The 26122-nt window shown below is 70.9% G+C and carries 29 protein-coding genes, 1 tRNA gene and 1 riboswitch; of the genes, 17 read left to right on the top strand and 13 right to left on the bottom strand.

Going from position 1 to position 26122, the window contains the following annotated elements; all coding sequences use genetic code 11:
* Positions 1 to 41: 41 nt before the first annotated feature.
* Positions 42 to 887: a transglutaminase-like domain-containing protein gene (locus WFI52_RS05075; RefSeq protein ID WP_336625812.1), complete on the bottom strand. Its 846-nt coding sequence runs from the start codon at positions 885 to 887 to the stop codon at positions 42 to 44.
* 104 nt (positions 888 to 991) lie between these two features.
* Here WFI52_RS05075 and WFI52_RS05070 point away from each other — a divergent pair, with 104 nt between their 5' ends.
* The 3 genes from WFI52_RS05070 to WFI52_RS05060 all read left to right on the top strand — a co-directional run bounded on the left by WFI52_RS05070 (position 992) and on the right by WFI52_RS05060 (position 2542).
* Positions 992 to 1759: an SGNH/GDSL hydrolase family protein gene (locus tag WFI52_RS05070; protein ID WP_336625813.1), complete on the top strand. Its 768-nt coding sequence runs from the start codon at positions 992 to 994 to the stop codon at positions 1757 to 1759.
* A gap of 16 nt (positions 1760 to 1775) precedes the next feature.
* Positions 1776 to 1848 (top strand) — tRNA-Arg (locus WFI52_RS05065).
* Positions 1849 to 1945: 97 nt separating this feature from the next.
* A complete protein-coding gene (locus WFI52_RS05060) occupies positions 1946 to 2542 on the top strand; it encodes a flavin reductase family protein (protein ID WP_336625814.1) in 597 nt (198 codons plus the stop codon).
* Positions 2543 to 2746: 204 nt separating this feature from the next.
* On the opposite strand, the gene WFI52_RS05055 is transcribed toward WFI52_RS05060, so the two are convergent.
* The 4 genes from WFI52_RS05055 to WFI52_RS05040 form a co-directional block, all read right to left on the bottom strand.
* The gene (locus tag WFI52_RS05055; protein ID WP_336625815.1) at positions 2747 to 3067 is read right to left on the bottom strand and encodes a DMT family transporter; all 321 of its coding nucleotides are present in this window, start codon (positions 3065 to 3067) and stop codon (positions 2747 to 2749) included.
* A 10-nt stretch (positions 3068 to 3077) separates the two neighbouring features.
* A riboswitch (guanidine-III (ykkC-III) riboswitch) is annotated at positions 3078 to 3142 on the bottom strand.
* A 47-nt stretch (positions 3143 to 3189) separates the two neighbouring features.
* On the bottom strand, positions 3190 to 4056 hold the full coding sequence (locus tag WFI52_RS05050; RefSeq protein WP_442927693.1) for a CPBP family intramembrane glutamic endopeptidase: 867 nt from the start codon (positions 4054 to 4056) through the stop codon (positions 3190 to 3192).
* Positions 4053 to 4718, bottom strand: coding sequence for a tRNA (guanosine(46)-N7)-methyltransferase TrmB (trmB, locus tag WFI52_RS05045; RefSeq protein WP_336626083.1), 666 nt, complete (start codon positions 4716 to 4718; stop codon positions 4053 to 4055). Before trmB ends, WFI52_RS05050 begins: the two co-directional genes overlap by 4 nt.
* Positions 4719 to 4777: 59 nt before the next feature.
* Positions 4778 to 5635 carry a DUF3097 family protein gene (locus WFI52_RS05040; RefSeq protein WP_336625816.1) on the bottom strand — a complete coding sequence of 286 codons (858 nt, stop codon included), beginning with the start codon at positions 5633 to 5635 and terminating at the stop codon, positions 4778 to 4780.
* A 143-nt stretch (positions 5636 to 5778) separates the two neighbouring features.
* Between WFI52_RS05040 and WFI52_RS05035 the strand changes: the two genes are divergently transcribed.
* From WFI52_RS05035 to WFI52_RS05020, 4 genes are all read left to right on the top strand, one after another.
* The gene (locus WFI52_RS05035; RefSeq protein ID WP_336625817.1) at positions 5779 to 7812 is read left to right on the top strand and encodes a TPM domain-containing protein; all 2034 of its coding nucleotides are present in this window, start codon (positions 5779 to 5781) and stop codon (positions 7810 to 7812) included.
* Between the two features lie 54 nt (positions 7813 to 7866).
* A complete protein-coding gene (locus WFI52_RS05030; protein ID WP_336625818.1) occupies positions 7867 to 8601 on the top strand; it encodes a PspA/IM30 family protein in 735 nt (244 codons plus the stop codon).
* Positions 8602 to 8700: 99 nt separating this feature from the next.
* Positions 8701 to 9564, top strand: coding sequence for an arginase family protein (locus WFI52_RS05025; protein ID WP_336625819.1), 864 nt, complete (start codon positions 8701 to 8703; stop codon positions 9562 to 9564).
* Complete coding sequence (locus tag WFI52_RS05020; protein ID WP_336625820.1) at positions 9561 to 10010, top strand: Fe-S oxidoreductase; 450 nt, start codon at positions 9561 to 9563, stop codon at positions 10008 to 10010. The genes WFI52_RS05025 and WFI52_RS05020 overlap by 4 nt, the downstream gene beginning before the upstream one ends.
* Positions 10011 to 10047: 37 nt before the next feature.
* On the opposite strand, the gene WFI52_RS05015 is transcribed toward WFI52_RS05020, so the two are convergent.
* Genes WFI52_RS05015 through WFI52_RS05005 form a run of 3 tightly spaced genes read right to left on the bottom strand, consistent with a single transcriptional unit; the run spans position 10048 to position 11819 of the window.
* A complete protein-coding gene (locus WFI52_RS05015) occupies positions 10048 to 10554 on the bottom strand; it encodes an SIP domain-containing protein (protein ID WP_336625821.1) in 507 nt (168 codons plus the stop codon).
* Positions 10555 to 10593: 39 nt separating this feature from the next.
* On the bottom strand, positions 10594 to 11325 hold the full coding sequence (locus WFI52_RS05010) for a tyrosine-protein phosphatase (RefSeq protein WP_336625822.1): 732 nt from the start codon (positions 11323 to 11325) through the stop codon (positions 10594 to 10596).
* Positions 11322 to 11819 (bottom strand): carboxymuconolactone decarboxylase family protein, encoded by a 498-nt coding sequence (locus WFI52_RS05005; protein ID WP_336625823.1) that lies wholly within the window; start codon positions 11817 to 11819, stop codon positions 11322 to 11324. The genes WFI52_RS05010 and WFI52_RS05005 overlap by 4 nt, the downstream gene beginning before the upstream one ends.
* Positions 11820 to 11899: 80 nt before the next feature.
* Between WFI52_RS05005 and WFI52_RS05000 the strand changes: the two genes are divergently transcribed.
* The 8 genes from WFI52_RS05000 to WFI52_RS04965 all read left to right on the top strand — a co-directional run bounded on the left by WFI52_RS05000 (position 11900) and on the right by WFI52_RS04965 (position 19419).
* Positions 11900 to 12835, top strand: a complete 936-nt coding sequence (locus tag WFI52_RS05000) for an alpha/beta fold hydrolase (protein WP_336625824.1) — start codon at positions 11900 to 11902, stop codon at positions 12833 to 12835.
* 143 nt (positions 12836 to 12978) lie between these two features.
* A complete protein-coding gene (locus WFI52_RS04995) occupies positions 12979 to 14487 on the top strand; it encodes an ABC transporter substrate-binding protein (RefSeq protein WP_336625825.1) in 1509 nt (502 codons plus the stop codon).
* Between the two features lie 12 nt (positions 14488 to 14499).
* On the top strand, positions 14500 to 15450 hold the full coding sequence (locus WFI52_RS04990; RefSeq protein WP_336625826.1) for an ABC transporter permease: 951 nt from the start codon (positions 14500 to 14502) through the stop codon (positions 15448 to 15450).
* Positions 15447 to 16352 (top strand): ABC transporter permease, encoded by a 906-nt coding sequence (locus WFI52_RS04985; protein ID WP_336625827.1) that lies wholly within the window; start codon positions 15447 to 15449, stop codon positions 16350 to 16352. The genes WFI52_RS04990 and WFI52_RS04985 overlap by 4 nt, the downstream gene beginning before the upstream one ends.
* Complete coding sequence (locus WFI52_RS04980) at positions 16349 to 17161, top strand: ABC transporter ATP-binding protein (RefSeq protein ID WP_336625828.1); 813 nt, start codon at positions 16349 to 16351, stop codon at positions 17159 to 17161. Before WFI52_RS04985 ends, WFI52_RS04980 begins: the two co-directional genes overlap by 4 nt.
* On the top strand, positions 17161 to 17958 hold the full coding sequence (locus WFI52_RS04975) for an ATP-binding cassette domain-containing protein (RefSeq protein ID WP_336625829.1): 798 nt from the start codon (positions 17161 to 17163) through the stop codon (positions 17956 to 17958). The genes WFI52_RS04980 and WFI52_RS04975 overlap by 1 nt, the downstream gene beginning before the upstream one ends.
* A gap of 62 nt (positions 17959 to 18020) precedes the next feature.
* On the top strand, positions 18021 to 19079 hold the full coding sequence (locus WFI52_RS04970; protein ID WP_336625830.1) for a M4 family metallopeptidase: 1059 nt from the start codon (positions 18021 to 18023) through the stop codon (positions 19077 to 19079).
* Positions 19063 to 19419, top strand: coding sequence for a protealysin inhibitor emfourin (locus WFI52_RS04965; protein ID WP_336625831.1), 357 nt, complete (start codon positions 19063 to 19065; stop codon positions 19417 to 19419). Before WFI52_RS04970 ends, WFI52_RS04965 begins: the two co-directional genes overlap by 17 nt.
* Here the strand turns inward: WFI52_RS04965 and WFI52_RS04960 are convergent.
* From WFI52_RS04960 to WFI52_RS04945, 4 genes are read right to left on the bottom strand one after another with little or no spacing between them, the layout of a single operon-like run.
* On the bottom strand, positions 19406 to 20404 hold the full coding sequence (locus WFI52_RS04960) for a hypothetical protein (protein WP_336625832.1): 999 nt from the start codon (positions 20402 to 20404) through the stop codon (positions 19406 to 19408). The two genes, WFI52_RS04965 and WFI52_RS04960, sit on opposite strands and share 14 nt — an antisense overlap.
* 13 nt (positions 20405 to 20417) lie before the next feature.
* A complete protein-coding gene (locus WFI52_RS04955) occupies positions 20418 to 21029 on the bottom strand; it encodes a GNAT family N-acetyltransferase (protein ID WP_336625833.1) in 612 nt (203 codons plus the stop codon).
* 5 nt (positions 21030 to 21034) lie between these two features.
* Positions 21035 to 21724 carry a uracil-DNA glycosylase gene (locus WFI52_RS04950; protein ID WP_336625834.1) on the bottom strand — a complete coding sequence of 230 codons (690 nt, stop codon included), beginning with the start codon at positions 21722 to 21724 and terminating at the stop codon, positions 21035 to 21037.
* Positions 21724 to 22251 (bottom strand): phosphoribosyltransferase, encoded by a 528-nt coding sequence (locus tag WFI52_RS04945; RefSeq protein WP_336625835.1) that lies wholly within the window; start codon positions 22249 to 22251, stop codon positions 21724 to 21726. The genes WFI52_RS04950 and WFI52_RS04945 overlap by 1 nt, the downstream gene beginning before the upstream one ends.
* Before the next feature lie 32 nt (positions 22252 to 22283).
* On the opposite strand from WFI52_RS04945, the gene WFI52_RS04940 reads away from it, so the two are divergent.
* On the top strand, positions 22284 to 23768 hold the full coding sequence (locus WFI52_RS04940; protein ID WP_336626084.1) for an MFS transporter: 1485 nt from the start codon (positions 22284 to 22286) through the stop codon (positions 23766 to 23768).
* Between the two features lie 32 nt (positions 23769 to 23800).
* Here the strand turns inward: WFI52_RS04940 and WFI52_RS04935 are convergent, their stop codons facing one another.
* Entirely contained in the window at positions 23801 to 24595 is a 795-nt protein-coding gene (locus WFI52_RS04935) for an SDR family oxidoreductase (protein WP_336625836.1), read from the bottom strand.
* A gap of 154 nt (positions 24596 to 24749) precedes the next feature.
* On the opposite strand from WFI52_RS04935, the gene WFI52_RS04930 reads away from it, so the two are divergent.
* Positions 24750 to 26072, top strand: a complete 1323-nt coding sequence (locus WFI52_RS04930; protein WP_336625837.1) for a bifunctional o-acetylhomoserine/o-acetylserine sulfhydrylase — start codon at positions 24750 to 24752, stop codon at positions 26070 to 26072.
* Positions 26073 to 26122 lie beyond the last annotated feature (50 nt).

Raw genomic sequence — 26122 nt, 5'->3', positions numbered from 1 at the left:
CGCGTCGCCGTTCGAAGACCCCGCGCCGACTCCGCGTGCCGTCAGGCGAGCTGGACGAGTTCGGCGAAGTCGTCGAGGGCAGGGTCGGATGCCGCGGCCGCCGCATCGGCGAGGGCGACGTCCGCCGCATCGTCGGGCACGACGCACGCGTCGACGCGCATGCGCTGGAGCCCGACGTACCCGCCGTGGTAGCTGAGGAAGGCGCAGTCCGCGGCATCCCGCCCCGTCGCAATGCGCACGAGCGAGCGCCGATTCGACAGCCGCGTCGCGTCGATGACGTACCAGCTGCCGTCCAGGTACGCCTCGGCGACCGCGTGGAAATCCATCGGGCGCAGGCCCGGCGCGAAGCACGCGGCATAACGGGCGGGCATGTCCATCGCACGCAGGAGCGCGATCACGACGTGCGCGTAGTCGCGGCAGACGCCCTGACCGGTCATAAGGGTCGTGACGGCGGAGTCGGTGCCCTGACTGAGCCCCGGAGTGTAGGTCGTGCTCGTGGCGACGAACTCGCTCACGGCGGTGATGAGGTCCATCCCCTGGAGGCCCCGGAACTGACGCCGGGCCTGCGTGAACACCTCGTCGGACTGGCAGTAGCGGCTCGGCCGAAGGTACGTGATCGCCTCGAGGTCGCTCGTCGCACGCTGCGCGACGTGCCCGTCGATGACGGCTTCGTAGCGCACCTCGAGGAGGCCCGAGTCGCCCTGCAGACGGTGCAGACGGCTGCCGGACTGGTCGACGATCTCGGTCGGTGTGTACACGCGATCGCGCTGCGTGAACGTCAGTTCCTCGCGGATGACGGGGGCCGGCTGGGCCGCCGCGATCTGGAAGATGAGGTCGACGGAGGAGCCCAATTCCAGGTCGAGTTCGGCGGTCACGATGCGCTGCACCGAAGTATCCTCGCACGCCGGAGGGGATGGTCCGATACCGCTTGTGCGACGCCCACTGTCGGCGGTCTTTCGCGATCGATCGGAGCGTGGCTTACCCTCAACGCATGCGTGCGTTCCGGTCCCCGTCGCGGCGCCGCCGTGCGTGGGTGCTGCCGGTGGTCGCGCTGGGTGTCGCGGCGCTCGTCGGCACGGCACTGTGGCGGCCGTGGGCACCGGCGACGACCCCCGCGTCGGTCGTCGCCGCGGGGGCCGGCGACGCGGCGGTCGCCACCTCCCCGGAGCCGATCGTGCTGCCCGAGCACCCGAGCGTATTGGTCTTCGGCGACTCGTGGACGTACGGCTCCGCGGCATCCGACCCGAGCCTCGGCTACGCCTACGTCGTCGGAGAGCTCGCGGGCTGGAGGACGATCGTCGACGGTGTGCGCGGGTCGGGCTACCTGAAGCCGGGAATCGACGGCGCGGACTTCGGCACGCGCATCGCCGCACTCGACCCGGCCCTCGATCCGGACCTCGTGATCGTGCAGGGATCGATCAACGACCGCCGCGAAGGCGCGGACGGGTACCGCGCCGCGGTGGTTGCCGCGTGGAACACGCTCGCGCGCGTGTATCCGCGCGCACAGGTCGTGATCCTGGGGCCGGCGCCCCAGGTGCTGCCGGTCGAGGCGGCGACTGCCCGCATCGACCGCGACCTGCGCGCCGCCGCAGCGGCTCGGGACTGGTGGTACATCTCGCCGCTCGCCGACGGCTGGATCACCGCTGAGAACTACGCGACCGTGATCGACACGGGTGTCGGACGCGACCACCCCTCGACCGCCGGCCACCACTACCTCGCCGAGCATCTCGCCGCGGCGGTCGCATCGCTCACGCGGTGATACCCTCGACAGGTCCGCCTCCGTAGCTCAGGGGATAGAGCGTTGGTTTCCGGTACCAAAGGTCGCAGGTTCGATTCCTGTCGGGGGCACATCACCGTCGCGGTGGTGAACGTCACACGGCGTCATCCGCGTTCACACGAGAACACATGACGGCCGCCCGAGCCGCGGAGGTTCTACCGTCGGAGGATGACGTCGCCCCTCGCCTCCCTGCCGCAGCCGCCTGTGCCCGCCGCTGACGCCGGCCCGGCGCGAGCGCACGCGTCGTTCCCGACCTCGCTACCGCCGCAGAGCTTCAAGGATCTCTTCCGGGGCCACCCGGGCGGCGTCGCCGTCATCACGGCGGATGCCGGGGACGGGCCCGTCGCGCTCACAGCGACCTCGGTGTCGTCGGTCAGTGCCGACCCGCCGCTGCTGACGTTCTCGATCTCCGCGCTGTCGTCGGCATCCACGACCCTCCAGCGCGCCGATACGGTCGTCGTGCACCTCCTCGACGCCGGCGACCTCGACCTCGCCCGCCTCGGCGCGACGAGCGGCGTCGATCGCTTCGCGGACCGCGCCGCCTGGTCGCGGTTGGCGACCGGCGAGCCGGTGTTCGCCGGTGTGCGCGCGTGGGTGCGGTGCGCCGTGATCGGACAAATGGATGCCGGTGCGTCGACCGTCATCGCCGCGCACGCCCTGGAGGCGACGATCGATCGCGGCGGCCCGGGCGACGACGAGGTGAACGCGCTGGTCTACCACAACCGCACGTGGCACCGGCTCGACGAGCACTCCCGACTGGGCTGACCCGAAGCGGCGAGATCATCCTGCAGACGGACGACGATCGTCCCGTCGGGCGATGCCCTGCGGCATCCCGCGTTTCTAGCGTCGATGTATGACCACTGCGAACCTCGCTCTGCCGACTCCTCGGCACTCCACCTCCTCGCCGCGGGCGGCGCGCCCCGCCCTATCGGCGCGGGTGTCGCCCGCCGGCGCCGCGGGGCGAACGCGTCAGTGCTCGCCGACGAGCTTCAGCCCCACGACACAGCCGACGAGGCCGAGGATGAGGAGCATCTTCACGATCGAGAACGCTTCGTCGCCCGTGATCATGGCGTACGCGACGGTCAGCGACGCACCGATCCCGACCCACACGGCGTAGGCGGTACCGGTCGAGATGTCGCGCATGGCCCAGGCGAGACCGCCCATGCTGGCGACGAGCGCGACACCGAAGACCACCGTCGGCCAGAGCTTCGTGAAGCCCTCCGACTTTCCGAGCGCTGTCGCCCAGACGGCTTCGAGGCATCCGGAGACGATGAGAACGATCCACGACATGACGTGACCTTTCGGCCAGTCTTGTCGCTCACCGGGTACTGAACCCTCGTCCGGGGATCCGATCGGGATCCGGGCTGCAGTCTAGCGCCGCCACCTGTGCACCACCCGGGCGCGCGCGCCCGTCACGGTGAGACGAGGAAGAGCCCGTCGAGCATCCCCGGGTTGTGCGCGTGCACGAGCACGGCGAACACCACCGCGTCGAAGAGCAGATGCACCGTCACGACGTACGCGAGCGACCGGGTCTTCAAGAAGATGACCGCCTGCAGCAGTGCGAACGGGATCGTAAGGACGGGCCCCCACGCGCGGTAGCCCAGTTCCCACAGGAACGAGACGAACACGATCGCCTGAAGCACGTTCGCCGTGACATCCGCGAGGTGGCGGCGCAGGGCCGCGAACACGGTGCAGATGAAGAACAGCTCGTCCCAGATGCCGACCGCTCCCACGCCGACGAACAGGCGCGCGATGAGACCCGGCTCATCCACGACCGGCCAATTGAGGTAGACACCGGACGTGATGAAGTAGAACGGCAGGATGAGCCAGCCGAGCACCAGCACGGCGGCGAGCCATCCCCACTGCCACGGACACCACCGTCCGCCGCCTCGCCAGGGGAAGGCGATCGCCCGGTCGCGATACACCCAGCGCGACAGCGCATACGGCACGGCGACCGCGCCACCGAGCACGAGCGTGAAGCGCACCATCGACGCATCGTCGAGCTTCGCCTCGAGCGACATCGTGCTGACGATCGCGAGCCCCACGGCGATGAGCGACAGGTCTCGCGTGAGCGACGGGGTGGATGCCGCGATGCGCCCGCGTTCGAGCGCCGCAGCACACCCGATGCCGGCCACGAGCAGCACCCCGCCGAGCCACGGCTGCAGCAGAACGAAGAAGGCGGGAGCGGCGAGTGCGACGAGAAGTGCCGGGCCGAGGGCGGCGCCGAGCCCCGGCCGCAGGGACGCCGCGGCGGCGACGCCGCCCGCGGGCGGCCTCACCCGCGCGACTCGCGACGATAGACGAGGTCGCGGATCTCGCGACCCTTCTGCAGCCCCTTGCGCTCGAACGCCGTCATGACACGTCCCTCGAAGCGCGGCGCCCATGACCCCTCGTACGCGGGGGTGAAGTGCGCGGCATCCCCCATCACGTCGCGCATCTGCACGGCGTAGTCCTCCCAGTCGGTCGCGAGGCGCAGGAGCCCGCCATCGCGCAGCACCCGCGCCGCGAGCGGGGGGAAGGCGGGCGCGACGAGCCGGCGCTTGTTGTGCTTGGCCTTGTGCCAGGGGTCGGGGAAGAAGATCCAGAGCTCGTCGACGGACCCTTCCGGCAGCAGGTGCTCGAGGACTTCGGGAGCGTTCGCCTCGACGAGGCGGAGGTTCGTCGCACCGGCACGATCGGCGTCGAGCATCGTGCGCGCGAGACCCGCGCGGAAAACCTCGACGGCCAGGAAGTCGCGCTCGGGTGACGTGGATGCCGCGTGCACGATCGCGTGCCCCTGCCCCGACCCGATCTCGACGACGAGCGGCGCGCGACGTCCGAAGACGGCGCCCGGGGCGATCTGCGTACCCGGACGCACGCTCGTGGCCGCGGCATCCCGCTCGACGTCGATGACGTAGTGGGCGGAGAGGTCCTGCCAGGCGCGCTCCTGGGCATCGCTCATGCGGCCGCTGCGACGGACGAACGAGACGGGCTTGTCGCGGAAGCGCGGAGCGGGGTCGGTCACTCCCCCAGGCTATCCGCCGTGACGAAGTCGATGAGCTCCTCGACGCGGCCGAGGAGGGCCGCGTCGAGGTCGCGGTACGTCTTCACCGACCCGAGGATGCGCTGCCAGGTACGGGCGAGGTCGGCCTGGTCGCGGGCGGGCCAGCCGAGGGCGCGACTGACGCCGACCTTCCATTCGATGCCGCGCGGCACGTCCGGCCAGGCGGGGATGCCGAGCGACGACGGCCGTACGCACTGCCAGACATCGATGTGGGGGTGACCGACGATCCGCACGTGTGCGCCGTGCGCTCCGCGCCGGACGGCGTCGGCGATACGCGATTCCTTCGATCCGGGGACGAGGTGGTCGACGAGCACGCCGTAGCGCCGCCCCGGCCCCGGCGGTTCGGCTCTCAGCGCCTCGTCGAGCAGGTCGACGCCCTGGAGGTACTCCACGACGACGCCCTCGGCCCGCAAGTCGTCGCCCCACACCTTCTCCACGAGCTCGGCGTCGTGACGCCCCTCCACGAGGATGCGACTGGCACGGGCGACCCGCGCGCGCTGATCCTGCGCGGCGAACGAGCCCGACGCCGTGCGCGCGCGGGGCGCCGGAGCGGCGGTCGGGACGATCAACTCGACGGGAGCGCCGTCGATGAGGAATCCGCCGCCGAGCGGGAAGAGGCGCCGCCGGCCGAGGCGATCCTCGAGTTCGACCGTGCCCGACTGCACGCGCGTGACCGCGCCGCAGAACCCGTCGCCGGCGACCTCGACGACGAGATCCGCCGCCGCCGCCACACGCGAGACGGCGGGCCGGCCGCGCGCACGCCAGTCCGAGGCCAGGACGTCGCCGCCGTATCGATCGAATCCTTCGTCGTGCATCGTTCCTCCGAACAGGTCACGCTATCGGGCCCCTGTCTTCGCGGCATTCGTCCGCGCCGCCTGTTGCCACATGCGCGGTGCGGAATAGGATCGGAAGGGGGGCGGGAACGACCACTCCCGCGAAGGAGGGAATGCGCTTGCGCGTGCGTTTGGCTCTTGCTCTCGCGACCGCCGCCGCCCTTCTGCTCGGCGGCTCGGCGGCTCTGTTCGGCGCGGCCGCGGCCGCGAGCGCGACCGACCCCGTGACCCTCGCCGGGTCGCGCGTGCTCGACGTGTCGGACGTGCTGAGCGATGCCCAGGAGGGTGATCTGGACACGTCCCTGCGGGCTCTGTCGTCGACGTCGGGCGTCGACCTGTGGGTCGCATACGTTCCGACGTTCACGAACCCGTCCGCGTCGGACGACTGGGCGAACCAGACCGCGCAGCGCAACGGGCTCGGGCCCAACCAGTACCTCCTCGCCGTCTCGACGGACGGTCGCCAGTTCTACCTCTCCGGCGACTCCGCCGGCCCCGTGAGCGAGAATCAGCTCGGCACGATCGAGCAGCAGCGGATCCAGCCCCCCCTCGCGAACGGCGATTGGGCGGGGGCGGCGATGGCCGCACGCGACGGTCTGGCCGATGCCGTGTCGGGCGGGTCGGGCGGAACCGACGGGGGCGGCGGATCCGGCATCTGGGGCATCCTCCTCGTCGTCGTGCTGCTCGCCGTCGCCGCGCTCGTCATCGTCATCGTCGTGCGCTCGCGCAGGAGAGCCGGCGTCGGCGGACGTTCGGGCGGCGCGGTGACGGACTCGGCAGGGCCCGCGGACCCACTCGCGGGCGTGTCGACGGACGAGCTCGGGCGGCGCGCGGCATCCGCTCTCGTCGCCACCGACGACGCCATCAAGACGAGCGAGCAGGAGCTCGAGTTCGCGCGCGCGCAGTTCGGCGACGCTGCGGCGGCCGAGTTCCAGACGGCCCTCTCTCACGCGAAGGAAGACCTCGACCGGGCGTTCGCCCTCAAGCAGCAGCTCGACGATCGGACGCCCGACGCCGAGGCCGACACGCGCGCCTGGAACGCGCAGATCATCGACCTCTGCACTCACGCGAACGGCGAGCTCGACCAGAAGGCGAAGGCCTTCGACGAACTTCGCCAGCTCGAACAGAACGCGCCCGAAGCACTCGCACGCATCCGCGCAGAACACGACGCGGTCGCCGCACGTCAGGAGGCCGCAGCGGCCTCCCTCGCCGCGCTGCAGCGCGCGTATGCGGCCGAAGCCCTCGCGACCATCGCCGACGACCCCGCGCAGGCCGCCGAGCGACTGACGTTCGCGCAGGAGCACCTCGCCGCCGCGGAGCGCGAGATCAGCGCGGGCGACGGCGCGTCGGCCGCCGTGGAGATCCGCTCGGCGGAGGCCGCGGTCGCTCAGGCCGATCAGCTGCAGAAGGCGATCGACAAGCTCGGCGCCGACCTCGCCCGCGGCGAGACAGACGCTGCGGCGCTCATCGCCGACATCGAGCAGGACCTCGCCGCCGCGGCGGCCCTCCCCGACGCCGACGGGCGACTCGCGCCGGTCGTCGCGGCGACGCGCCAGCAGGTGGATGCCGCGAAGGCGCTGCTGACCGGCAGCGCGAAGCGTCCCCTGTTCGCGTTGGAAGGGCTCCAGAAGGCGAACGCGCAGATCGACGCGCTGCTCGCCGGGGTGCGCGACGCGCAGGCGCAGGCGCAGCGTCAGGTCGCGCAGCTGAATCTGCTGCTGAACCAGGCGCAGGGCCAAGTGTCGGCCGCGGAGGACTACATCACGTCGCGGCGCGGTGCGATCGGTGCGCCGGCGCGCACACGCCTCGCCGAGGCCGGCGCGTCGCTCGTGCAGGCCCGTCAGCTGCAGCAGAGCGATCCCGCCCAGGCCCTGCAGTTCGCGCAGAGGGCGAACGATCTCGCCGCACAGGCGATCCAGCTGGCGCAGAACGATGTCGGCGCCTTCTCCGGGGGCTCCTCCGGCGGGGGCGGCGGGGGCGGCAACGTCATGGGAGCCGTGCTCGGCGGCATCCTCATCAATTCGTTGCTGAACGGCGGCGGCCGCGGCGGCGGCTTCGGGGGCGGAGGCTTCGGGGGCGGCGGACGCTCGGGCGGCGGCATGAGCCCCGGCAGCTTCGGCGGCGGAGGCACGCGATCGCGCCGTGGTGGAGGCCGATTCTGACCGCCCTCACCCCGATCTCTCCACGACACACATCCCGCTAGGAAAGGAAAACCGATGGCAAAGCAGTCCATCTTCGGCCGCATCTCGACACTCGTGAAGGCGAACGTCAACGCCATGCTCGACTCCGCCGAAGACCCGCAGAAGATGCTCGACCAGCTCGTCCGCGACTACACCAACAACATCGCCGACGCGGAGTCGGCGATCGCCGAAACGATCGGCAACCTGCGCCTCCTCGAGCGGGATCACGAGGAAGACGTCAAGGCCGCCGCCGAATGGGGCAACAAGGCGCTCGCGGCGAGCCGCAAGGCCGACGAGCTGCGCGGCGCCGGCAACACGACGGACGCCGACAAGTTCGACAATCTCGCCAAGATCGCCCTCCAGCGCCAGATCAGCGAGGAGAACGAGGCGAAGGCCATCGCGCCCTCGATCGCGGCGCAGACCGAAGTCGTCGACAAGCTCAAGGACGGCCTCAACGGCATGAAGCAGAAGCTCGTCGAGTTGAAGTCGAAGTCGGCGGAGCTCATGGCGCGCCAGAAGAGCGCCGAAGCGCAGAACAAGGTGCACGACGCGGTGAAGTCGATCGACGTCATGGACCCGACGAGCGAACTCGGCCGCTTCGAAGACAAGGTGCGCCGCCAGGAAGCCCTCGCGGCGGGCAAGGCGGAGATCGCGGCATCCAGCCTCGATGCTCAGTTCAACCAGCTCGAGGACGTCGGTGAGCTCACCGAGGTCGAGGCCCGGCTCGCCGCGCTGAAGAGCGGCGCACCCGCGCCCGCGATCGAGCAGTAAACCTCCACCGCGAGACCTCCCGTCTGCACGCCTTCGCATCGCGATACGCGACCCACGGGAGGTCTCGCGGGCAACCCCGCGCCTCGGAAGGGGAACACCATGACGCGCTTCTTCGTCGTGCCGCAGTGGCAGGGCTCCCCCGCGACGCGCGCGATGCACCTCGTCGATGGCGCGGAGGCCATCGCCGGCGACCTGCCGCGCGCGTCGACCGCACGCGTCGAGGTGCCAACGTCGGCCGGCGAGGCGCTCGACACCGGCATCCGGCGCTTCAGCGCACTGTCGCGCACCGCCGCGGCGCTGCGCGAAGCCCTCGCCGCACACGAGGGGCCGACCGGCGACGGCGACGGCGACGGCGACGGCTACGAGAACTTCCTCGTGATCGGAGGCGACTGCGGTGTCGCGGTGCCGGCGATCGCCCACGCCGCCGCGCGCCGCGGCGCCCTCGACGACTCTCTCGCCGTGGTCTGGTTCGACGCGCATGGCGATCTGAACACCCCGGATACCTCGCCTTCGGGCGCGTTCGCCGGCATGGCGCTGCGCGCGGTGATCGACGACCTCCCCCTGGAGGGCAGCGGTGCGGTCCCCGCGAGCCGTGTCATCCTCGCCGGGGCGCGCGAGCTCGACGATGCGGAAAGCGCCGCCCTCGGGGACTCGGGGCCCACCCATCTCGACGTCGAGGCGCTGGCCGATCCGCTCGCCCTGGCCGACGCGGTTGCGGCGACGGGGGCCGGTGCGGTCTACGTGCACATCGACCTCGACGTGCTCGATCCTGCGGTGATCGGCGGCGTTGCGCTGCCCGTCCCCTTCGGTCTGAGTCTCGAGCAGCTGCTCGCCGCGCTCGCCGCGCTGCGCTCGCGTGTGCCGCTCGTCGGCGCCTCGATCGCCGGCTTCGCTCCGGCGTCGCCGGCGGCGGCGATCGACGATCTCGGCACGATCCTGCGCGTCGTCGGAGCGCTCGCGTGATCGCACGCCCACCCGCGGGATGGCGCGAGCGCGCCGCCCGGGCTGTCGCACGCGGAGAACGCCTGGACGCCTTCCTCCCGCCCCTCCTCCTCGACTCACCGATCAGTCTTCTCGGCTACTGGTGGGGTACGACCGTGGGGTTCGTCTGGGGCGGACTGTGGTCGCAGGGCCGCGTCGAGCGTCGGGCCGGGCTCTGGGTCTTTCGCGGACTGCCGAACTGGGCGTTCGGCCGCGGAGGTGTCTGCGTCGGCGGCTGCTACCTCACGGGATCCGCGCCCGTGACCGATGCCGTTCTCGCCCACGAGGCGGTGCACGCCCGCCAGTGGCGGCGGTACGGATTCCTCATGCCGCTCCTGTACCTCGTCGCGGGACGCGATCCGCTGCGCAATCGGTTCGAGATCCTCGCCGGCCTCGAGGACGGCAACTACGTGCCGCGCGGCAGCTGAGCACGCGCTGCCCGAGTGAACGGTGTCGAGGGCGCGATCAGTGCGCGGTGGCGAGTCCGAAGCGGGCGGGCGTGGCGATGGATGCCGCGTCGACTCCGAGGGCGTCCGTCAAGTGGTCGAAGATGTCCGCCGTGCCGAGGAAGCCTCCCAGCAGGTGGATGCGGGTCCCCCCGCCGCACGTCCCCGCGGCATCCGGCCCCGCGCCATCCGGGCACAGCATCTCGTCGGACCAGGCGATGACGGCACGGGCGAGCGCCTGACCCGGCGCGCACGCACGACCCGTGCCGGGATCGCCGCTGCGCTGCGAGCGGTCGAGCCACGTGACGATCATGCGGGCGGGGACCCGCAGGTCGAAGATCCACGAGGCATCCGGCACTTCGACGAACACACGGCCCGTCGAGCAGATCGGGAGGGTCGAGATGAGCGTCTCGAGCTCGATGAGCGACGTTTCATCTGCCGTGATGAGCTGCTGCACGCGCGCGTGCCGCGACGCCTTGCAGGCGGCGGCGTCGTGCGTGACGTGGTGCTCGGTCAGGGTGCTCATCTCACCCCCACTATACGCCTCCTTTAGGGGAGCCTTACCTCACGCGCTCTCCGGTGCGATCAGGATGGTGCGCAGTGCAGCCAGCTCCTCCTCCGCCATCCCGTGCGCGCGGAGGTAATCCGCCGCCGACCCGTGGCGCTCGTTCACCTCGGCGAGAAGAGCACGCATCACCTCGGCGGGCGCCCGCGTGGCGAGCTCTTCGAGGTTCCGCGCGTCCGGATGCGCGCGGCGCAGCGCAGCGAGGATCCGCGCATTGCGCTCGGGAGGAAGGCTCGATTCGGTCGCGGCATAGTCGGCGACGACAGCGTCGACCTCGACGCCCACAGCCGCGAGCATGAGCGCAACGACGACGCCGGTACGGTCTTTGCCGACGGTGCAGTGCACGAGAGCGGGCTGCGCGGCCAGCACTCCGCGCGCCGCCGCGACGACGCGATCCCCGGCGTCGTCGATGAGGCTGCGATACAGCTCGGCCAGGGTCGCGTCACGGTCGAAGAAGGATGCCACGGAGCCGAGGAACAGCGGGACCCGCACGACGTCGAGCTCGAGACCCTCGACGAGACTCGGCTCCCACGCGACCTCGTCGTCGGAGCGCAGGTCGACGATGCGGCGCACACCGAGAGCGCCGAGCGCCGCGCGCCCTTCCGTCGTGAGGCGCGCGAGGTTCGCGGACCGGTACAGCACACCGGCGCGAGTGACGCCGTCCGCGGCGGGCAGTCCGCCCGTGTCGCGGAAGTTGATCACGCCATCGGGCGCATCCGCGCGCCCCGTCATTCGACGGATGCCGTTGACGCCGATGAAGCGGGGTGGCGCGGAGGCACGGGGTACTTGCCCGCGATCGTGATGCGGTTGAACGCGTTGATCGAGACGAGCAGCCAGCTGAGCGCGACGTACTCCTCTTCGCTGAGGATGCCGCCGACGCGGTCATAGACCTCGTCCGGGATCCCCTCGTCGTGGATGAAGACGTAGCACTCCGCGAGTTCGAGCGCCGCGCGCTCCCGTGCCGAGAAGACGCCCGACTCTCGCCACGCGGGCAGCTGCGCGATCTCGTCGGCGCCGAGGCCCGCCAGGACCGCCCGGTCGACGTGCACGCGCACGCAATAGGCGCAGCCGTTCAGCTGCGATGCGTGGATGAGGGTGAGCTCGCGCAGTCGGTCATCGATGCCGGCGGCGGCGGCCACCTCGCCGACCGTGCGCGAGAACGCCTCGAGCGCGTCGTAGGCGGGGCGCGCCGAGCGGGAGAGGTGGACACGACGTTCGGCGGTCATGGGCCCAGCTTACGGCGCGTGTCCCCGGCGATCTCGAGGCGCGTGTGCTCGTCGGCGCGGGGATGGCGCACAATGTCGGAATGGACGAGTTCGACTTCCTCCCCGCCCAAGCCGCCGAGCTCGCCGTCGCACCTCCCCCGGTGCGCCGTCTCTCCTTCGTCACCGCCGAGGGGCGCACGATCAGCGCGCTGCAGTACGGCGACGCCGAGACGGGAGGATTCCCCGACCCCGTCGTGACTCTCCTGCACGGCGCGGGCCTGAACGCCCACACGTGGGACACGACCATGCTCGCGCTGGATCTTCCCGCACTCGCCCTCGACCTGCCCGGTCACGGCGACTCGTCGTGGCGCGACGACGCGGCATACACCGGGCGCACCCTCGCGGCCGATGTCGCGCCGGCTCTCGCCGCGTGGACCCGCGCGCCGCAAGTGCTCGTCGGCCAGTCGCTCGGCGGGCTCACCGCGGCGGCCCTTGCGAGCGATCGTCCCGAGCTCGTCCGCGAGCTCGTCATCGTCGACATCACTCCGGGCATCGATCCGAACGGGGATGCCGCGCAGATCGGCGCCTTCTTCGCGGGTCCGACCGACTGGGCGAGCCGCGACGAGCTCGTCGACCGCGCGCTCGCGTTCGGACTCGGCGGCACCCGCGAAGCCGCGACGCGCGGCGTCTTCCTCAATTCGCGCGTGCGCGCGGACGGGCGCGTGGAGTGGAAGCACCATTTCGCCCACCTCGCGAACGCCCTCAGCGCCGATCCGGCCGCGGCCGCGGGCGCCGCGGCCCAGCAGTCCGCGATCCGGGGCGCGCTCGCGGCATCCGGTTGGGACGATCTCGCCGCGGTCACCGCCCCGATCACGCTCGTGCGAGGCGAACGCGGATTCGTGACGCCGGCGGATGCCGATGAGTTCCGTCGACGCCTCCCCTCGGCCACGCTCGTGGATGCGCCGAGCGGCCACAACGTGCAGGAGGAGGCGCCCGTGCTCCTGGCAGCCCTCATCGGCGACATCGCCCGCGACTAGTCACCGTATGACAGTGCGTGACCGGTGCCGGACGGCGCGGACCGCGCGCAGGGCGCCCAGAGCCTAGGCTGTAACCCGCACCGAGTCCACGGACGCGCCTCACAGCACCCGAACACGCGCGCCCCTGCGAAAGGAACCCCCACATGCTCCGCCGCACCACCGTTGCTGCAGCCGCACTCCTCGCGGCCGGCGCTCTGCTCCTCAGCGCCTGCACCGGCAGCTCGAGCCCGTCGCCGAGCGGCTCCACGGCCGCGGCCGACCCCGACGCGACCGTCGCGGTACGGCTCGTTCTCGAGCCCAGCAACCTCGACATCCGCGAAACGGCGGGCGCCGCGCTCGACCAGATTCTGATCGACAACGTGTATCAAGGGCTCGTCTCGCGCACGCCCGACCAGGAGATCGTCGACACGCTCGCCTCGAGCCACGAGATCTCCGCCGACGGCCTGACCTACTCGTTCACGCTCCGCGAGGGGGTCACCTTCCACGACGGCCAGGAGCTCACCCCGCAGGACGTCGTCTGGTCGCTGCAGCAGGTCAAGGACACCGCGACCTACCGCGACTCCGACCGCCTGAAGAACGTGACGTCGATCGCCGCGAACGGTCAGGACATCATCCTGACTCTCTCCGCGCCCGATTCGACCCTCCTCTGGAACCTCACCGGCCGCGCGGGCCTCGTCTTCAAGGAAGGCGACACGATCGACCGCAAGACGAAGGCGAACGGCACGGGCCCCTACGCCCTCACCGACTGGAAGCAGGGCGACTCGATCACGCTGAAGCGCAATGACGCCTACTGGGGCGACAAGGCGAAGGTCGCGGAGGTCGTGCTGGACTTCATCCCCGACACGCAGGCGGCACTCTCCGGCGCGCTCGCGGGCGAACTCGACGTCGTGACCGGCTTCGACGCGACTTTGAAGGACCAGATCGAGGCGGACGGAGCGTTCTCGCTGGTGCTGGGCCAGTCGACCGACAAGGGCACGCTCGCGATGAACTCGACGAAGGGCCCCCTCGCGGACAAGCGCGTACGGCAGGCCATCCGCCAGGCGATCGACAAGAACTCGATCGTCGAAGCGCTCGGCGCCGGCCAGACCCTCTACGGCCCGATCCCCGAGCTCGACCCCGGCTATGAGGACCTCGAGTCGACGGCTCCCTTCGACCCGGATGCCGCGAAGAAGCTTCTCGCCGAGGCCGGCGCCGAGGACATCACCCTGACCCTCACGATCCCGTCGTTCTACGGCACGACGGTTTCGCAGATCCTCGTCTCGAACCTCGACGACGTCGGAATCACGCTGAAGGTCAACGCCGTCGAATTCTCCGCGTGGCTCAACGACGTGTACATCAACAAGAACTACGACCTGAGCTTCGTTCTGCACACCGAGGCGCATGACTTCGAGAACTGGGCGAACCCGGACTACTACTTCACCTACGACAACCCCGAGGTGCAGGCCCTCTACGCGAAGTCCGTCGCCGCCACCGACCCCGACCAGGCCGCCGACTTCCTGAAGCAGGCCGCGAAGATCGTCGCCTCGGACCAGGCCGCGGACTGGCTCTACAACGGGGCATCCGTCGTCGCCGTCGCGCCGACCGTCACCGGGTTCCCGACGGTCAACACGAACGAGCGGATGAACCTCGCCGACCTCGCCAAGAGCCGGTAACGAGATCCCGGAGTGCTCCGCTACGCACTGACGAGGCTGGCCCTGCTGCTGCTGGGCCTCGTCGTCGCCAGTGCGCTGATCTTCCTGACGCTGCGGGTTCTTCCCGGTGATGTGGCTCAGCTCATCGCCGGGATGAACTCCACGCCCGAGCAGATCGCCGGCATCCGCGAGCGCCTCGGTCTCGACGCACCCCTGATCTCGCAATACCTCACCTGGATCGGCGGGGTCCTCCGCGGCGACCTCGGTGCGTCGCTGCTCACGGGGGCACCGGTCGCCTCGGAGCTCGTCGAAAAGGCGCAGGTCACGATCCCCCTCGGCCTCATGGCGATGACGGTCGCGCTCCTGATCGCCCTCCCCTTCGGGGTCCTGTCGGCCCTCCGCCGCGGGCACGCCGACGGGACGGCGCTGAGCGTCGGGGCGCAGACGCTCGCCGCGGTCCCGGTGGTCTGGGCGGGCATGATGCTCGTGCTCGTGTTCGCGGTGTGGCTGGGCTGGCTTCCCGCGCAGGGATTCCCGCGCGGAGGCTGGGACGACCCGGCGGTCGCCTTCCGGTCGCTCCTCCTCCCCGCGATCACGATCGGCGTCATCGAGGGCGCGATGCTCATGCGGTTCGTGCGCTCCGCGACACTGCAGGCGACGGGACAGGACTTCGTCCGCACAGCCGCCGCCAAGGGTCTCACCCGCACGCAGGCGCTCGTGCGCCATGGCCTCCCGAGCGTCGGACTCTCGATCATCACGGTGCTGGGGCTCCAAGTGGCGGGCATCATCGTCGGCGCCGTCGTGATCGAGCAGCTCTTCAGTCTGCCCGGCATCGGCCGCATGCTCGTCGCCGACGTCGGGCAGCGCGACCTTCCGAAGGTGCAGGGCGAGCTGCTCGTGCTCACGGGCTTCGTCCTCGTCATCGGGTTCGTCGTCGACCTCGTCCATCGGGTCATCGACCCGCGACAGCGGGAGGCCGAATGACCGCCCATCAGCGGAGCCGTGAGACCCCCCGGCTCGCGTGGCTGCACCGCCTCTGGTCGCTGTCGACGGGTCGGTTCGGCGTCGTCGTCGTGCTCGTCATCGGCCTCACCGCGCTCCTCGCGCGCTTCTGGATGCCCTTCGACCCGCAGAAGGTGGACGTCGCGAGTCGGTGGGATGCCCCCGGCATCCCCCACCTGCTCGGCACCGACGGCTCGGGGCGGGACATCCTGAGCCTCCTCATGGCAGGGGCGCGGACGACGGTCTGGGTCGCGCTCGGCGCGGGCCTCGTCGCCACACTCCTCGGCCTCGTGCTCGCCGCGCTCGGGGCACTGACGACGCGCTGGGTGCGCGAGTCCGTCGCGGTGCTCGTCGACATCCTGATCGCGTTCCCCGTGCTCCTCATCGCGATGATGCTGTCGTCGGTGTGGGGCGGGTCGCTGTGGGTCGTGATCGTCTCGGTCGGCATCGGCTTCGGTGTCAACATCGCGCGCGTCACCCGCCCGGAGCTGCGCCGCGTCCTGCACAGCGACTTCGTCACCGCCGGGCGCGCATCGGGGCTCACCCCGTGGCAGAACCTGTGGCGGCACCTGCTGCCCAACGTCGCGCCGGTGTTCATCGTGCAGCTCTCGTGGGGCATGGCGGTCGCCGTCCTCGCCGAAGCCGGGCTCAGCTATCTCGGGTTCGGCGCGCCGCCGACCGAGCCGAGCTGGGGCCTGCTGCTGAAGGACCTGCAGACCTACATCTCGGTGCATCCGCTCTCCGTCGTCTGGCCGGGCCTCGCGATCACCGTCACGGTGCTCGGGTTGAATCTCCTCGGCGACGGCCTGCGCGAGGCGACCGATCCGACCCTGTCGCGACGCCGCTCGGGCGCCGAGGCGCATCAACCGGCGGTGATCGCATGAGCCTCGAAGTGCGCGGTCTCGTCGTCGAGATCGATGGACGCCACGTCGTCGACGGTGTCTCGTTCGACGTGCCCGATGGCGCGCGGCTCGGCCTCATCGGTGAGTCCGGCTCCGGAAAGTCGCTGACCGCGCTCGCGATCCTGGGCCTCCTCCCCGACGGCGCGACCGCATCCGGAAGCATCCGCTGGGACGGACAGGAGCTGATCGGGCTGCCCGACCGAGAGCTCGCGCGACTGCGCGGCGACGAGATCGGGATCGTGTTCCAGGAGCCGCGCACGGCACTCAACCCCATCCGGACGGTGGGGCGCCAGATCGCCGAGTCGGCGCGAATCCACGAGGGCCTTGGTCGTCGCGCGGCCGCCGCCCGCGCCGTCGCGGAGGCGGAGCGCGTGCACCTCCCCGACCCGGAGCGGATCGTGCGCCGCTACCCGCACCAGCTCTCCGGCGGTCAGCGGCAGCGCGTCGCGATCGCGATGGCTCTCGCGTGCCGCCCGCGTCTGCTGATCGCGGATGAGCCGACGACCGCCCTCGACGTGACGATCCAGGCCGAAGCGCTCGACCTGCTCGGCGGGCTCGTCACGCGCGGCGGCATGTCGCTCATCTTCATCACGCACGACCTCGCCGTACTCTCCCAGATCGCGACCGAGGCCGTCGTGCTCGAGGACGGGCGCGTCGTCGAGCACGGCCCGCTCGCGAGGCTGCTCACGGCACCGGCAGCCCCCGTCACGCAGGCGCTCCTGCGCGACGCCACGGCGACCGTGTGGCGGCCCTCCGCGAGCACCCCGACGCGCACCGAGGAGGCTGACTGATGACGGTGCTCCTTCAGGGCCGCGAGCTCGGCCGCACCTTCCGTCAGCGCGGCACACGCCTCTTCGAGCGGTCCGCGACGACCCTCGCCCTCGACGACGCCGACATCGACATCCGCGCGGGGGCGGCCGTCGGGATCATCGGCGAGTCCGGATCGGGCAAGTCGACGCTCGTCCGCATCCTCCTGGGACTGGATGCCCCGACGACCGGCACCGTCACCTTCGACGGCCGTGCGGTCGACGCGCGCGCATCGGCGCGCTCGCTGCACTGGTTGCGTCGCGAGACCGGCATCGTGTTCCAGGACCCGTACGCCTCCCTCGACCCGAGGATGAGCGTCGGCCGGATCGTGGGCGAACCGCTCTGGGCGCTCGGAATCGACGTCGACCGGCGCGCCCGCGTGCGAGAGGTCTTGGAGGACGTCGGGCTCGAGGCCGGCATGGCCGAGCGCTATCCGCACGAGTTCTCCGGCGGTCAACGGCAGCGCATCGCGCTCGCGCGTGCGATCGTGCACAGGCCGCGGCTGCTCGTCGGCGACGAACCGCTTTCGGCGCTCGACGTCACGGTGCGCGCGCAGATCCTGGAGCTGCTGCGCGAGTTGCGCGCGAAGGAGAACCTCACCCTCGTGATGGTCTCGCACGACATCGGCGTCGTGCAGAACCTCTGCGACGAGGTGATCGTCATGAAGGACGGTCGCATCGTCGAGGAGGGCCCGACGGAGAAGGTGCTGCTGCAGCCGCAGGTCGCGTACACGCGGCGACTGCTGGCATCCATTCCCATCATCGACCCGAACCGCGCGTGAGAGACGTCCCCCGTGGCACTCGCGTGGGGCGGGGGTCGGAGGGGCGGCGTAGGGTGAGCGCCATGCACGCGATCGTCCCCCCCTACCTGCTCTCGCGGCTCGCCGACACCTCCGCCCCGCACTTGGCGCGCGCCGCCGAGGCGGCCCGGGCGACGCTCGCCGTGACGCGCGAGTACCACCGCACGCGCGTGAACCTCGATGTCACGGTCGACGGCGACGCACTCGTCTTCGCAGGCACCCCTGCGCCCGATCGCGTCATCTCCGACGCTCAGGGCCGCGAACGTCTGCCCGGCACGCGCGTACGGTCGGAGGACGACCCGCCGTCGGCGGATGCCGCGGTGAACCAGGCATCCGACGGGCTCGGCGAGACCTTCGCCTTCTTCTGGGACGCCTTCTCGCGCGCCGGGGTCGACGGAGCCGGAGGCACGCTCGAAGCGACCGTGCACTACGGCGAGAAGTACGACAACGCCTTCTGGAACGGCGAGCGCATGGTCTTCGGCGACGGCGACGGCGAGGTGTTCGCCGGGTTCACCGGCTCGCTCAGCGTCATCGCGCACGAACTGGGTCACGGTGTCGTCGAAGCGGGCGGCGGGCTCGAGTACCAGGGACAGTCGGGCGCTCTGAACGAATCGGTCGCCGACGTGTTCGGCGCGCTCACCGAGCAGCATGCGCAGGGTCAGACCGCCGGCGAGGCGTCGTGGCTGATCGGCGCCGGCATCTTCACCGAAGCCGTCCAGGGGGTGGCGCTGCGATCCATGAAGGCGCCCGGCACGGCGTACGACGACGACGTGCTCGGGCGTGACCCGCAGCCCGCACACATGCGCGACTACGTCGCGACGAGCGAGGACAACGGCGGGGTGCACATCAACTCCGGCATCCCGAACAAGGCTTTCGAACTCGTCGCCACGGCTCTCGGCGGGCACGCGTGGGAGCGGGCCGGCCGCATCTGGTACCTGACCGTCACCGGCGGCACGCTCTCGCGCACCGCCGACTTCGCGGCGTTCGCCGCCGCGACCGCGCAGACCGCGCAGCGGGAGTACGGTGAGGACTCGGAGGAGGTCGCCGCCGTCCGCACCGCGTGGGGCGCCGTCGGCGTGACGAACGGTGGCGAAGCAGACTGACACACGCCGCGACATCGCACCCCGCGATCGCGGGGTGTCGGTGCACGTCGTCCGGTCGGGCGGTATCGCCGGGATGAGTCGCCGATGGCAGCTCGAGGCCTTCGGCGACGACGCGGACGAACTGCGCCGACTCGTCGACCGGTGCCCCTGGAGTGAGTGCGCGCACGCTGATCCGCCGGGCGCATCCCGCGGGGCGGACCGCTTCACGTGGGAGATCTCGGCGCGCACCCCCGACGGCGTGCGCTCCGCGCTGATCGACGAATCGGGAGCAGCCGGTGCGTGGCGGGCCCTCATCGACGCCGTCCGGTCCGGTTCGGACGGCGGTGTCAGAACTCGGTGAGTTCCGCGAGCGGAGCGCCGATCTGACGGAGCAGCGGCCGGGCGTACGGGACCCACTCCTCGACCTGATCCCGTGGCGTGACCGCGCCGATGTGGATCCACAGGTCGAATCGCTGTATCGCGGCGAGCCGCGTCGCGGCATCGAGGGCAGCGCGCGCATCGGCAGCCCCACCCGCGTCGGCACCGTTCCAGGCGTCGAGGTATGCCTCGACGAGCGGCTCGAACGGCAGTCCCATACGCGCGGCGGATGCCAGGAGCACCCGCATCGAGGCGAAGGGGTGCGAGATCACGCTGTCGCCGAAGTCGCCGATCCTCACAGTCCCGCCCACGTCGAAGGCGTTCCCGAGGTGCAGGTCGTTGTGCTCGAGCGAGTCGGGCACGTCGCCGAGGCGCGCGGCGAGGTCGCGCAACAGCGGGTAGCGCGCCCGGATCTCACGGCGCTCGTCCGCCGACAGGAAGAACGGATGATCGGCATCCAGCGCGCCCGCGCGCTCGAGACGGGACTCGACCTCCCGCTCGGGGTCACGCAGATCGATACGGGGAACACCCATCACCGTCGCCGCGCCAACCGTCGCCGCGACGTCGCTCTGCAGCGCACCGATCGCCCCGGCGAGACGGATCGCCTCGGTCTGATCGTCGTCGGGCACCCCGGTGTTGCGTCGGCGCACCGACAGCGTCGGGCCCGCGTCGGCGCTCAGCACACGACGGGTCGAAGCATCCAGCCGCACGATCGGCACCAGGCGTTCGGGTGCGGCCGCGGCGAGCCACTCCAGCACGGCGGGCTCGCGCGGCGTGGCCGGATGACCCTCCTTCGCCCAGTAGATTCCTTCGAGGGTCTCGGCGACGAGCGTGACCCCCCACCCCCGCACGCGCCCCTCGCGCACCGCCACCACATGCTCGCCGCGGGCGGCGAGCGCCTCCTCGATCCAGGCCTCCATCTCGGCCCGCCACGCAGGGCTCGACCACTGGGCGACGTATTCACGCACCCGCCGATCCCCCTCAGCGCCGGCCGAACCCACGCTTCTTCTTCACCGGCTTGAGCTGCCGCTGCAGATAGATCGTGCCCAGCCAGCGACCGAACTTGAATCCGACGCGGCCCATCCGCCCCACCTCGACGAAGCCGAGCTTCTCGTGCAGCGCGATCGACGATTCCGCGCCCTTATCGCTGATGACCGCGACCATCTGGTGGATGCCCGCCTCCTCCGACGCGGCGATGAGCGCGACGAGCAGCGCCTTCCCGAGACCTTTGCCCGTCGCCGCCTGCCCGAGGTAGATGGAGTTCTCGACGCTGTAGCGGAACGCGGACTTCACCGACATCGGCTGCACGAGCGCGTAGCCGAGGATCTGCCCGCTGGGCCCCTCTGCGACGAGAAACGGCATGTCGAGCTTCTGCAGGAACTCGACTTTCTCGCGCCACTGCTTCAGCGTCCACTTCTTCTCGTCGAAGGTGACGACCGAGTTCGTGACGTAGTGGTTGTAGATCTCGCGGATGTCGGGGATGTCGCTCGCGCGCACAGGGCGGATCTCGTACGAGAACGGGCGCTCGGCCTCGACGCGCCGCAGGTGCGCGGGCAGACGCCGACGTGTCTTCTCGTACTCCTCTTCCAGCATGCGCGTCAGCCTACGCGCCAGTCCACGGCACTCGCGCCCTGCTCCTCGAGGAGCGCATTCGCGCGCGAGAACGGCCGGGACCCGAAAAAGCCCCGGCTCGCCGAGAGCGGCGAGGGGTGGGCGGACTCGATGATCGGCGTCGTGCCGAGCAGTGGTCGCAGGTTCGCGGCATCCCGCCCCCAGAGGATCGCGACGAGCGGCGCCTCGCGCGCGGCGAGCGTGCGGATCGCATGCTCGGTCACCTTCTCCCACCCCCATCCGCGGTGGGATGCCGGCGCCCCGGGGGCGACCGTGAGCACGCGGTTGAGAAGCATGACTCCCTGGTCGCTCCACGCCGAGAGGTCGCCGTGGGGCGCGGGCGGGATGCCGAGGTCGTCGGCGAGCTCGCGGTAGATGCTCTGCAGGCTCCGGGGCAGCGGACGCACGTGCGCGTCGACCGCGAACGACAGGCCGATCGGGTGCCCGGGAGTCGGGTACGGATCCTGACCGACGATGAGCACCGTGACGTCGCGCAGCGGCCGCGAGAAGGCGCGAAGGACGAGGTCACCCGCCGGTAGGTACTGCCGCCCCGCGACGGTCTCGGCGCGCAGCCGCTCGCCGAGCGCGGCGATGTCCGAGGCGACGGGTGCGAGCGCCTCGGCCCACCCCGCGTCGATGAGTCCCGCCCCCGCGAGCTCGTCGAGAGTCTTCGCCATCAGGCGCTGGCGCCCGAGTGCGACGTCGCCCCGGCATCCTCCTCGGTGACCGTGCCGCGCGCCGACCAGGGGAAGTCGATCCAGCGGTCGGTCTCGCGCCACGAGTAGTCGGGGGATGCCACCGAGCCCGGCTTGATGTAGATGCACACCGAGCGGACGTCGGCGCCCGCGTCTTCCAGCATGGTGACGGCGAGCGCGAGGGTGCGCCCCGAGTCGGCGACGTCGTCGACGAGGAGGACGCGCTTGCCGGGGAGGTACCCGAGGTCGAGGTCGGGGGGAAGGAGCGCGGGTGCCTCCAGGACGGTGCCGATGCCGGTGTAGAACTCGACGTTGAGCGCGCCGCAGCTCTTCACGCCGAGGCCGTAGGCGATCGCACCCGCGGGGAGCAGACCGCCGCGCGCGATCGCGACGACGACGTCCGGCGCGAAGCCGTCCCGGACGATCGCCCGGGAGAGGTCACGGGTGGCCGTGCCGAACCCGTCCCAGGTGAGGATTTCGCGGTCCGAGGAGGCATCGTCGTGTGTCACGCTTCCAACCTAGACTGAACGCCGTGCCGAAGATGCCGACTCCGCGTTCCGCCGCGGCCACGACCGCTGCCCTCCGTTCGTCCGCCGTGGGCGTCACCGCGGGCCTCATCGGCTGGTTCGTGCTCGTCGAGCTCGTCTCCGGCATTCTGCAGGGCTACTACGTGCCGCTGTTCAGCGACATCGTCGTCAAACTCGGCATCCACGATTCGGACGTCAACTGGTTCGAGGCGTCGCAGCTGCTGCTCTCGGCTCTCGTCGTCCCGATCCTCGCGAAGCTCGGCGACATGTACGGGCACAAGAAGATCCTGCTGATCGCCGCGATCCTGACGGCCGGCGCGACCTGGTGGCTCGCGTTCGCGACGTCGTTCTGGTCCTTCCTCGTCGCGTGGGCGCTGCAGGGGTTCTACGTCGTGTGGCTACCGCTCGAGATCGCGCTGATCTTCGAGCGCGGCCGACGGCAGAGCCGCGGGGTGTCGACGACGCGACGCGCGGCGGGCCTGCTCGTCGTCGGGCTCCAGGCGGGCGCCATCATCGGCGCCCTCGCCGCGGGTCGCATCTTCACCGCGACGAACGAGAATCTCACGACGACGCTCATGGTGCCGGCGATCGCGGTGACCCTCATCGCGCTCGTCATCTGGTTCGGCGTCCCCGAGTCGACTCCCGAGGCGGGACGATCACTCGACACGTGGGGCTTCGTGATCCTCGCGTGGGGGCTCCTGCTCGTGACGGGTGGTCTCGCATGGATGCGCATGATCGGCGAGATGTCGCTCGGTGCGAGCGCGTGGGCGTGGGTCGTCGCGCTGGTCGTGGCCGGGCTCGGCGTGTTCGTCTGGTTCGTGCGCTACGAGCTGCGTCAGAAGGACCCGGCGATCGACATCCGCGTACTGAGGAGGCCGGAGATGTGGCCCGTGCAGGCGACGGCGTTCCTCGTCGGCATCAGCCTGCTGGGCGCGCAGGGTCCCCTCTCGACCTACGCCGGCACGGATCGCTCTCTCGGTTACGGCCTGGGGCTGGATGCCACCGAGCGCTCCAATATCATCGGGGTCTACCTCGTCTCTCTCATCGTGGGCGCGGTCGTCTTCGCGCTCACGTCACGACGGCTGAGCCCGCGCATCGTGCTCATCGTCGCGGCCGCACTCGTCGGTGTCGGGTACGCCCTCTTCCTGCCCTTCCACCTGGAGCTGTGGCAGGTGCTCCTGAACCTCTGCATCGCCGGTCTCGGCTGCGGCGCGCTCGTCGGGGCACTGCCGGCGGCCGCTGCGGCCGCCGCCCCCACGGGGCAGACCGGCATCGCCTCGGCGCTCACGAACACGACGAAGACGATCGGGGGAACGTTCTCCTCCGCCGTGTTCGGCGTCGTCCTCGCAGCCGGGGCGGGAGCGGTCGCATCGCAGACCGCGGCATCCCTCGGCGGGTACCTGACCGTCTGGGCGATCTGCGCCGCCGGCGGCTTCCTCGCCGCGGTGCTGCTCTTCTTCGTCCCGAAGGTCGCCTTCGCCGACGCGCCGCCCGCCTGACACCGCCCGCCTAACACCGGGCTCCGCAGACGTCAGCCGCGAGCGCGCAGCGGCCCGCGCGCGAGCAGGTGCTGCGCCGACTGGGCGACCGGGCGCATGGTCACGAGGTCGAGGTTGACGTGGCCGGGGGCGTTCAACGCAAACGCGATGACGTCGGCGACATCGGATGCCACGAGCGGCTGGTCCACCCCGTCGTAGACCTGCTCTGCGGCGACCTGGTCGCCACCGAGACGATTGAGGGTGAACTCGGGCGTGAAGACCATGCCGGGCGCGACCTCGGTGACCCGGATCGGCTCGCCGTTCAGCTCGAGCCGCAGCGCGTGCACGAGCATCGCCTCCCCTGCTTTCGCGGCGTTGTAGCCCGCGCCACCCGGGTAGGCGGTCTGCGCGGCCGTCGACGTGACGTACAGCGTGTCGGCGTGGCCGCCTCCCGCGCGGATCCCCTCCCGCAGCAGCGGAAGCAGGGCCGCCGTCACGAGCTGCGCCGACAGCACGTTCACCTCGAACATCCACCGCCAGTCGTCGGGCTTGCCGTCCTCGACGCGATCGGTGCCCCGCGCACCACCGGCGACGTGGACGAGGGCGTGCACGTCGCCGGTGGATGCCAGGTGCTCCGCGAGCGCGGCGACGTCGGCCTCTCGGCTGAGGTCGGCGGCGAACGAGGCCGAACCGACCTCGGCATCCAGAGCATCGAGCCGGTCCGCGCGACGCGCGACGCCGACGACGTCCCAGCCCGTCGCCCGGAGCGCCCGCACCACCGCCTCGCCGATGCCCGAGCTCGCTCCGGTCACCACTGCTCTTCTGTTCTGCGTCGCCGGCGTCGTCATGTCCCCCACGCTACCCGGCTCGGCGGTGCGGATTGTGACGTCACATTTCCCGATCGTTGTTGACACGCGGCTCCGACCGTACTGTCGGTCGTGGCCCCGGCATCCACCGGCCGCCGACCACCCGATCACCCGACTCACCCCGCAGGAGCACGACATGTCCGCATCCGACACCTGGCGTTTCGAGACCAAGCAGATCCACGCCGGCGCCGCGCCGGACCCGGTCACGAAGGCCCGCGCGACCCCGATCTACCAGACCACGTCGTACGTGTTCGACAACGCCGACCACGCCGCGAACCTCTTCGCCCTCGCCGAGTTCGGCAACATCTACACCCGCATCCAGAACCCGACGCAGGATGTCCTGGAGCAGCGTCTGGCCGCCCTGGAAGGCGGCACCGGCGCCCTCGTGCTCTCCAGCGGTCAGGCCGCGTCGACCTTCGCGGTGCTCAACATCGCCGAGGCGGGCGACCACTTCGTCTCGTCGTCGTCGATCTACGGCGGCACGTACAACCTCTTCAAGTACACCCTCGCCAAGCTCGGCATCGAGGTCACGTTCGTCGAGAACCAGGACGACCCCGAGGAGTGGCGCCGGGCCGTCCGCGACAACACCAAGCTCTTCTACGCCGAGACGATCGGCAACCCCAAGATCAACGTCCTCGACATCCGCTCCGTCGCCGACGTGGCACACGACGCGGGCCTGCCCCTCATCGTCGACAACACGATCGCGACGCCCTACCTCGTGCGCCCGTTCGAGCACGGCGCCGACATCGTCGTCCACTCGGTCACGAAGTTCCTCGGCGGCCACGGCACCACCATCGGCGGTGCGATCATCGACGGCGGCACCTTCCCGTGGACGCAGCACTCCGAGCGCTTCCCGGGTCTCACGACCCCCGACCCCTCGTACCACGGCGCGGTGTACACCGCCGCCGTCGGCGACGGCCTCGCCTACATCATCAAGGCACGCGTGCAGCTGCTGCGCGACCTCGGCGCGGCGATCTCACCGCAGAGCGCGTGGAACCTGATCCAGGGGGTCGAGACGCTGTCCCTGCGCGTCGAGCGCCACGTGCAGAACGCGCAGGAGATCGCCGAGTGGCTCGAGAACCACGACGACATCGCGTCGGTGAACTACTCGGGTCTGCCGACATCGCCGTGGTACGCGGCCGCGAACCGCTACGCCCCGAAGGGCGTCGGCGCGGTCCTGTCGTTCGAACTCAAGGGCGGCGTCGAGGCCGGACGCGAGTTCGTCAACGCACTCGAGCTCTTCAGCCACCTCGCGAACATCGGTGACGTGCGCTCACTCGTCATCCACCCGGCATCCACGACGCACTCGCAGCTCACCCCCGAGCAGCAGCTCACGACGGGCGTCACGCCCGGCCTCGTGCGCCTGTCGGTGGGCCTCGAGAACGTCGAGGACCTGAAGGCCGACCTCACGCAGGCCCTCGCCGCCGCGCGCCGGGTCTCCGAGGCCGCCCGCGCCTGACGCCCGGCATCCGGGGTTCATGAACTCCGCAAGATGTCGCGAACTCCGCA

The organism is Microbacterium sp. MMO-20 (assembly GCF_037147735.1).
GTDB lineage: Bacteria > Actinomycetota > Actinomycetes > Actinomycetales > Microbacteriaceae > Microbacterium.
This window is presented reverse-complemented; position numbering and strand designations above follow the sequence as displayed.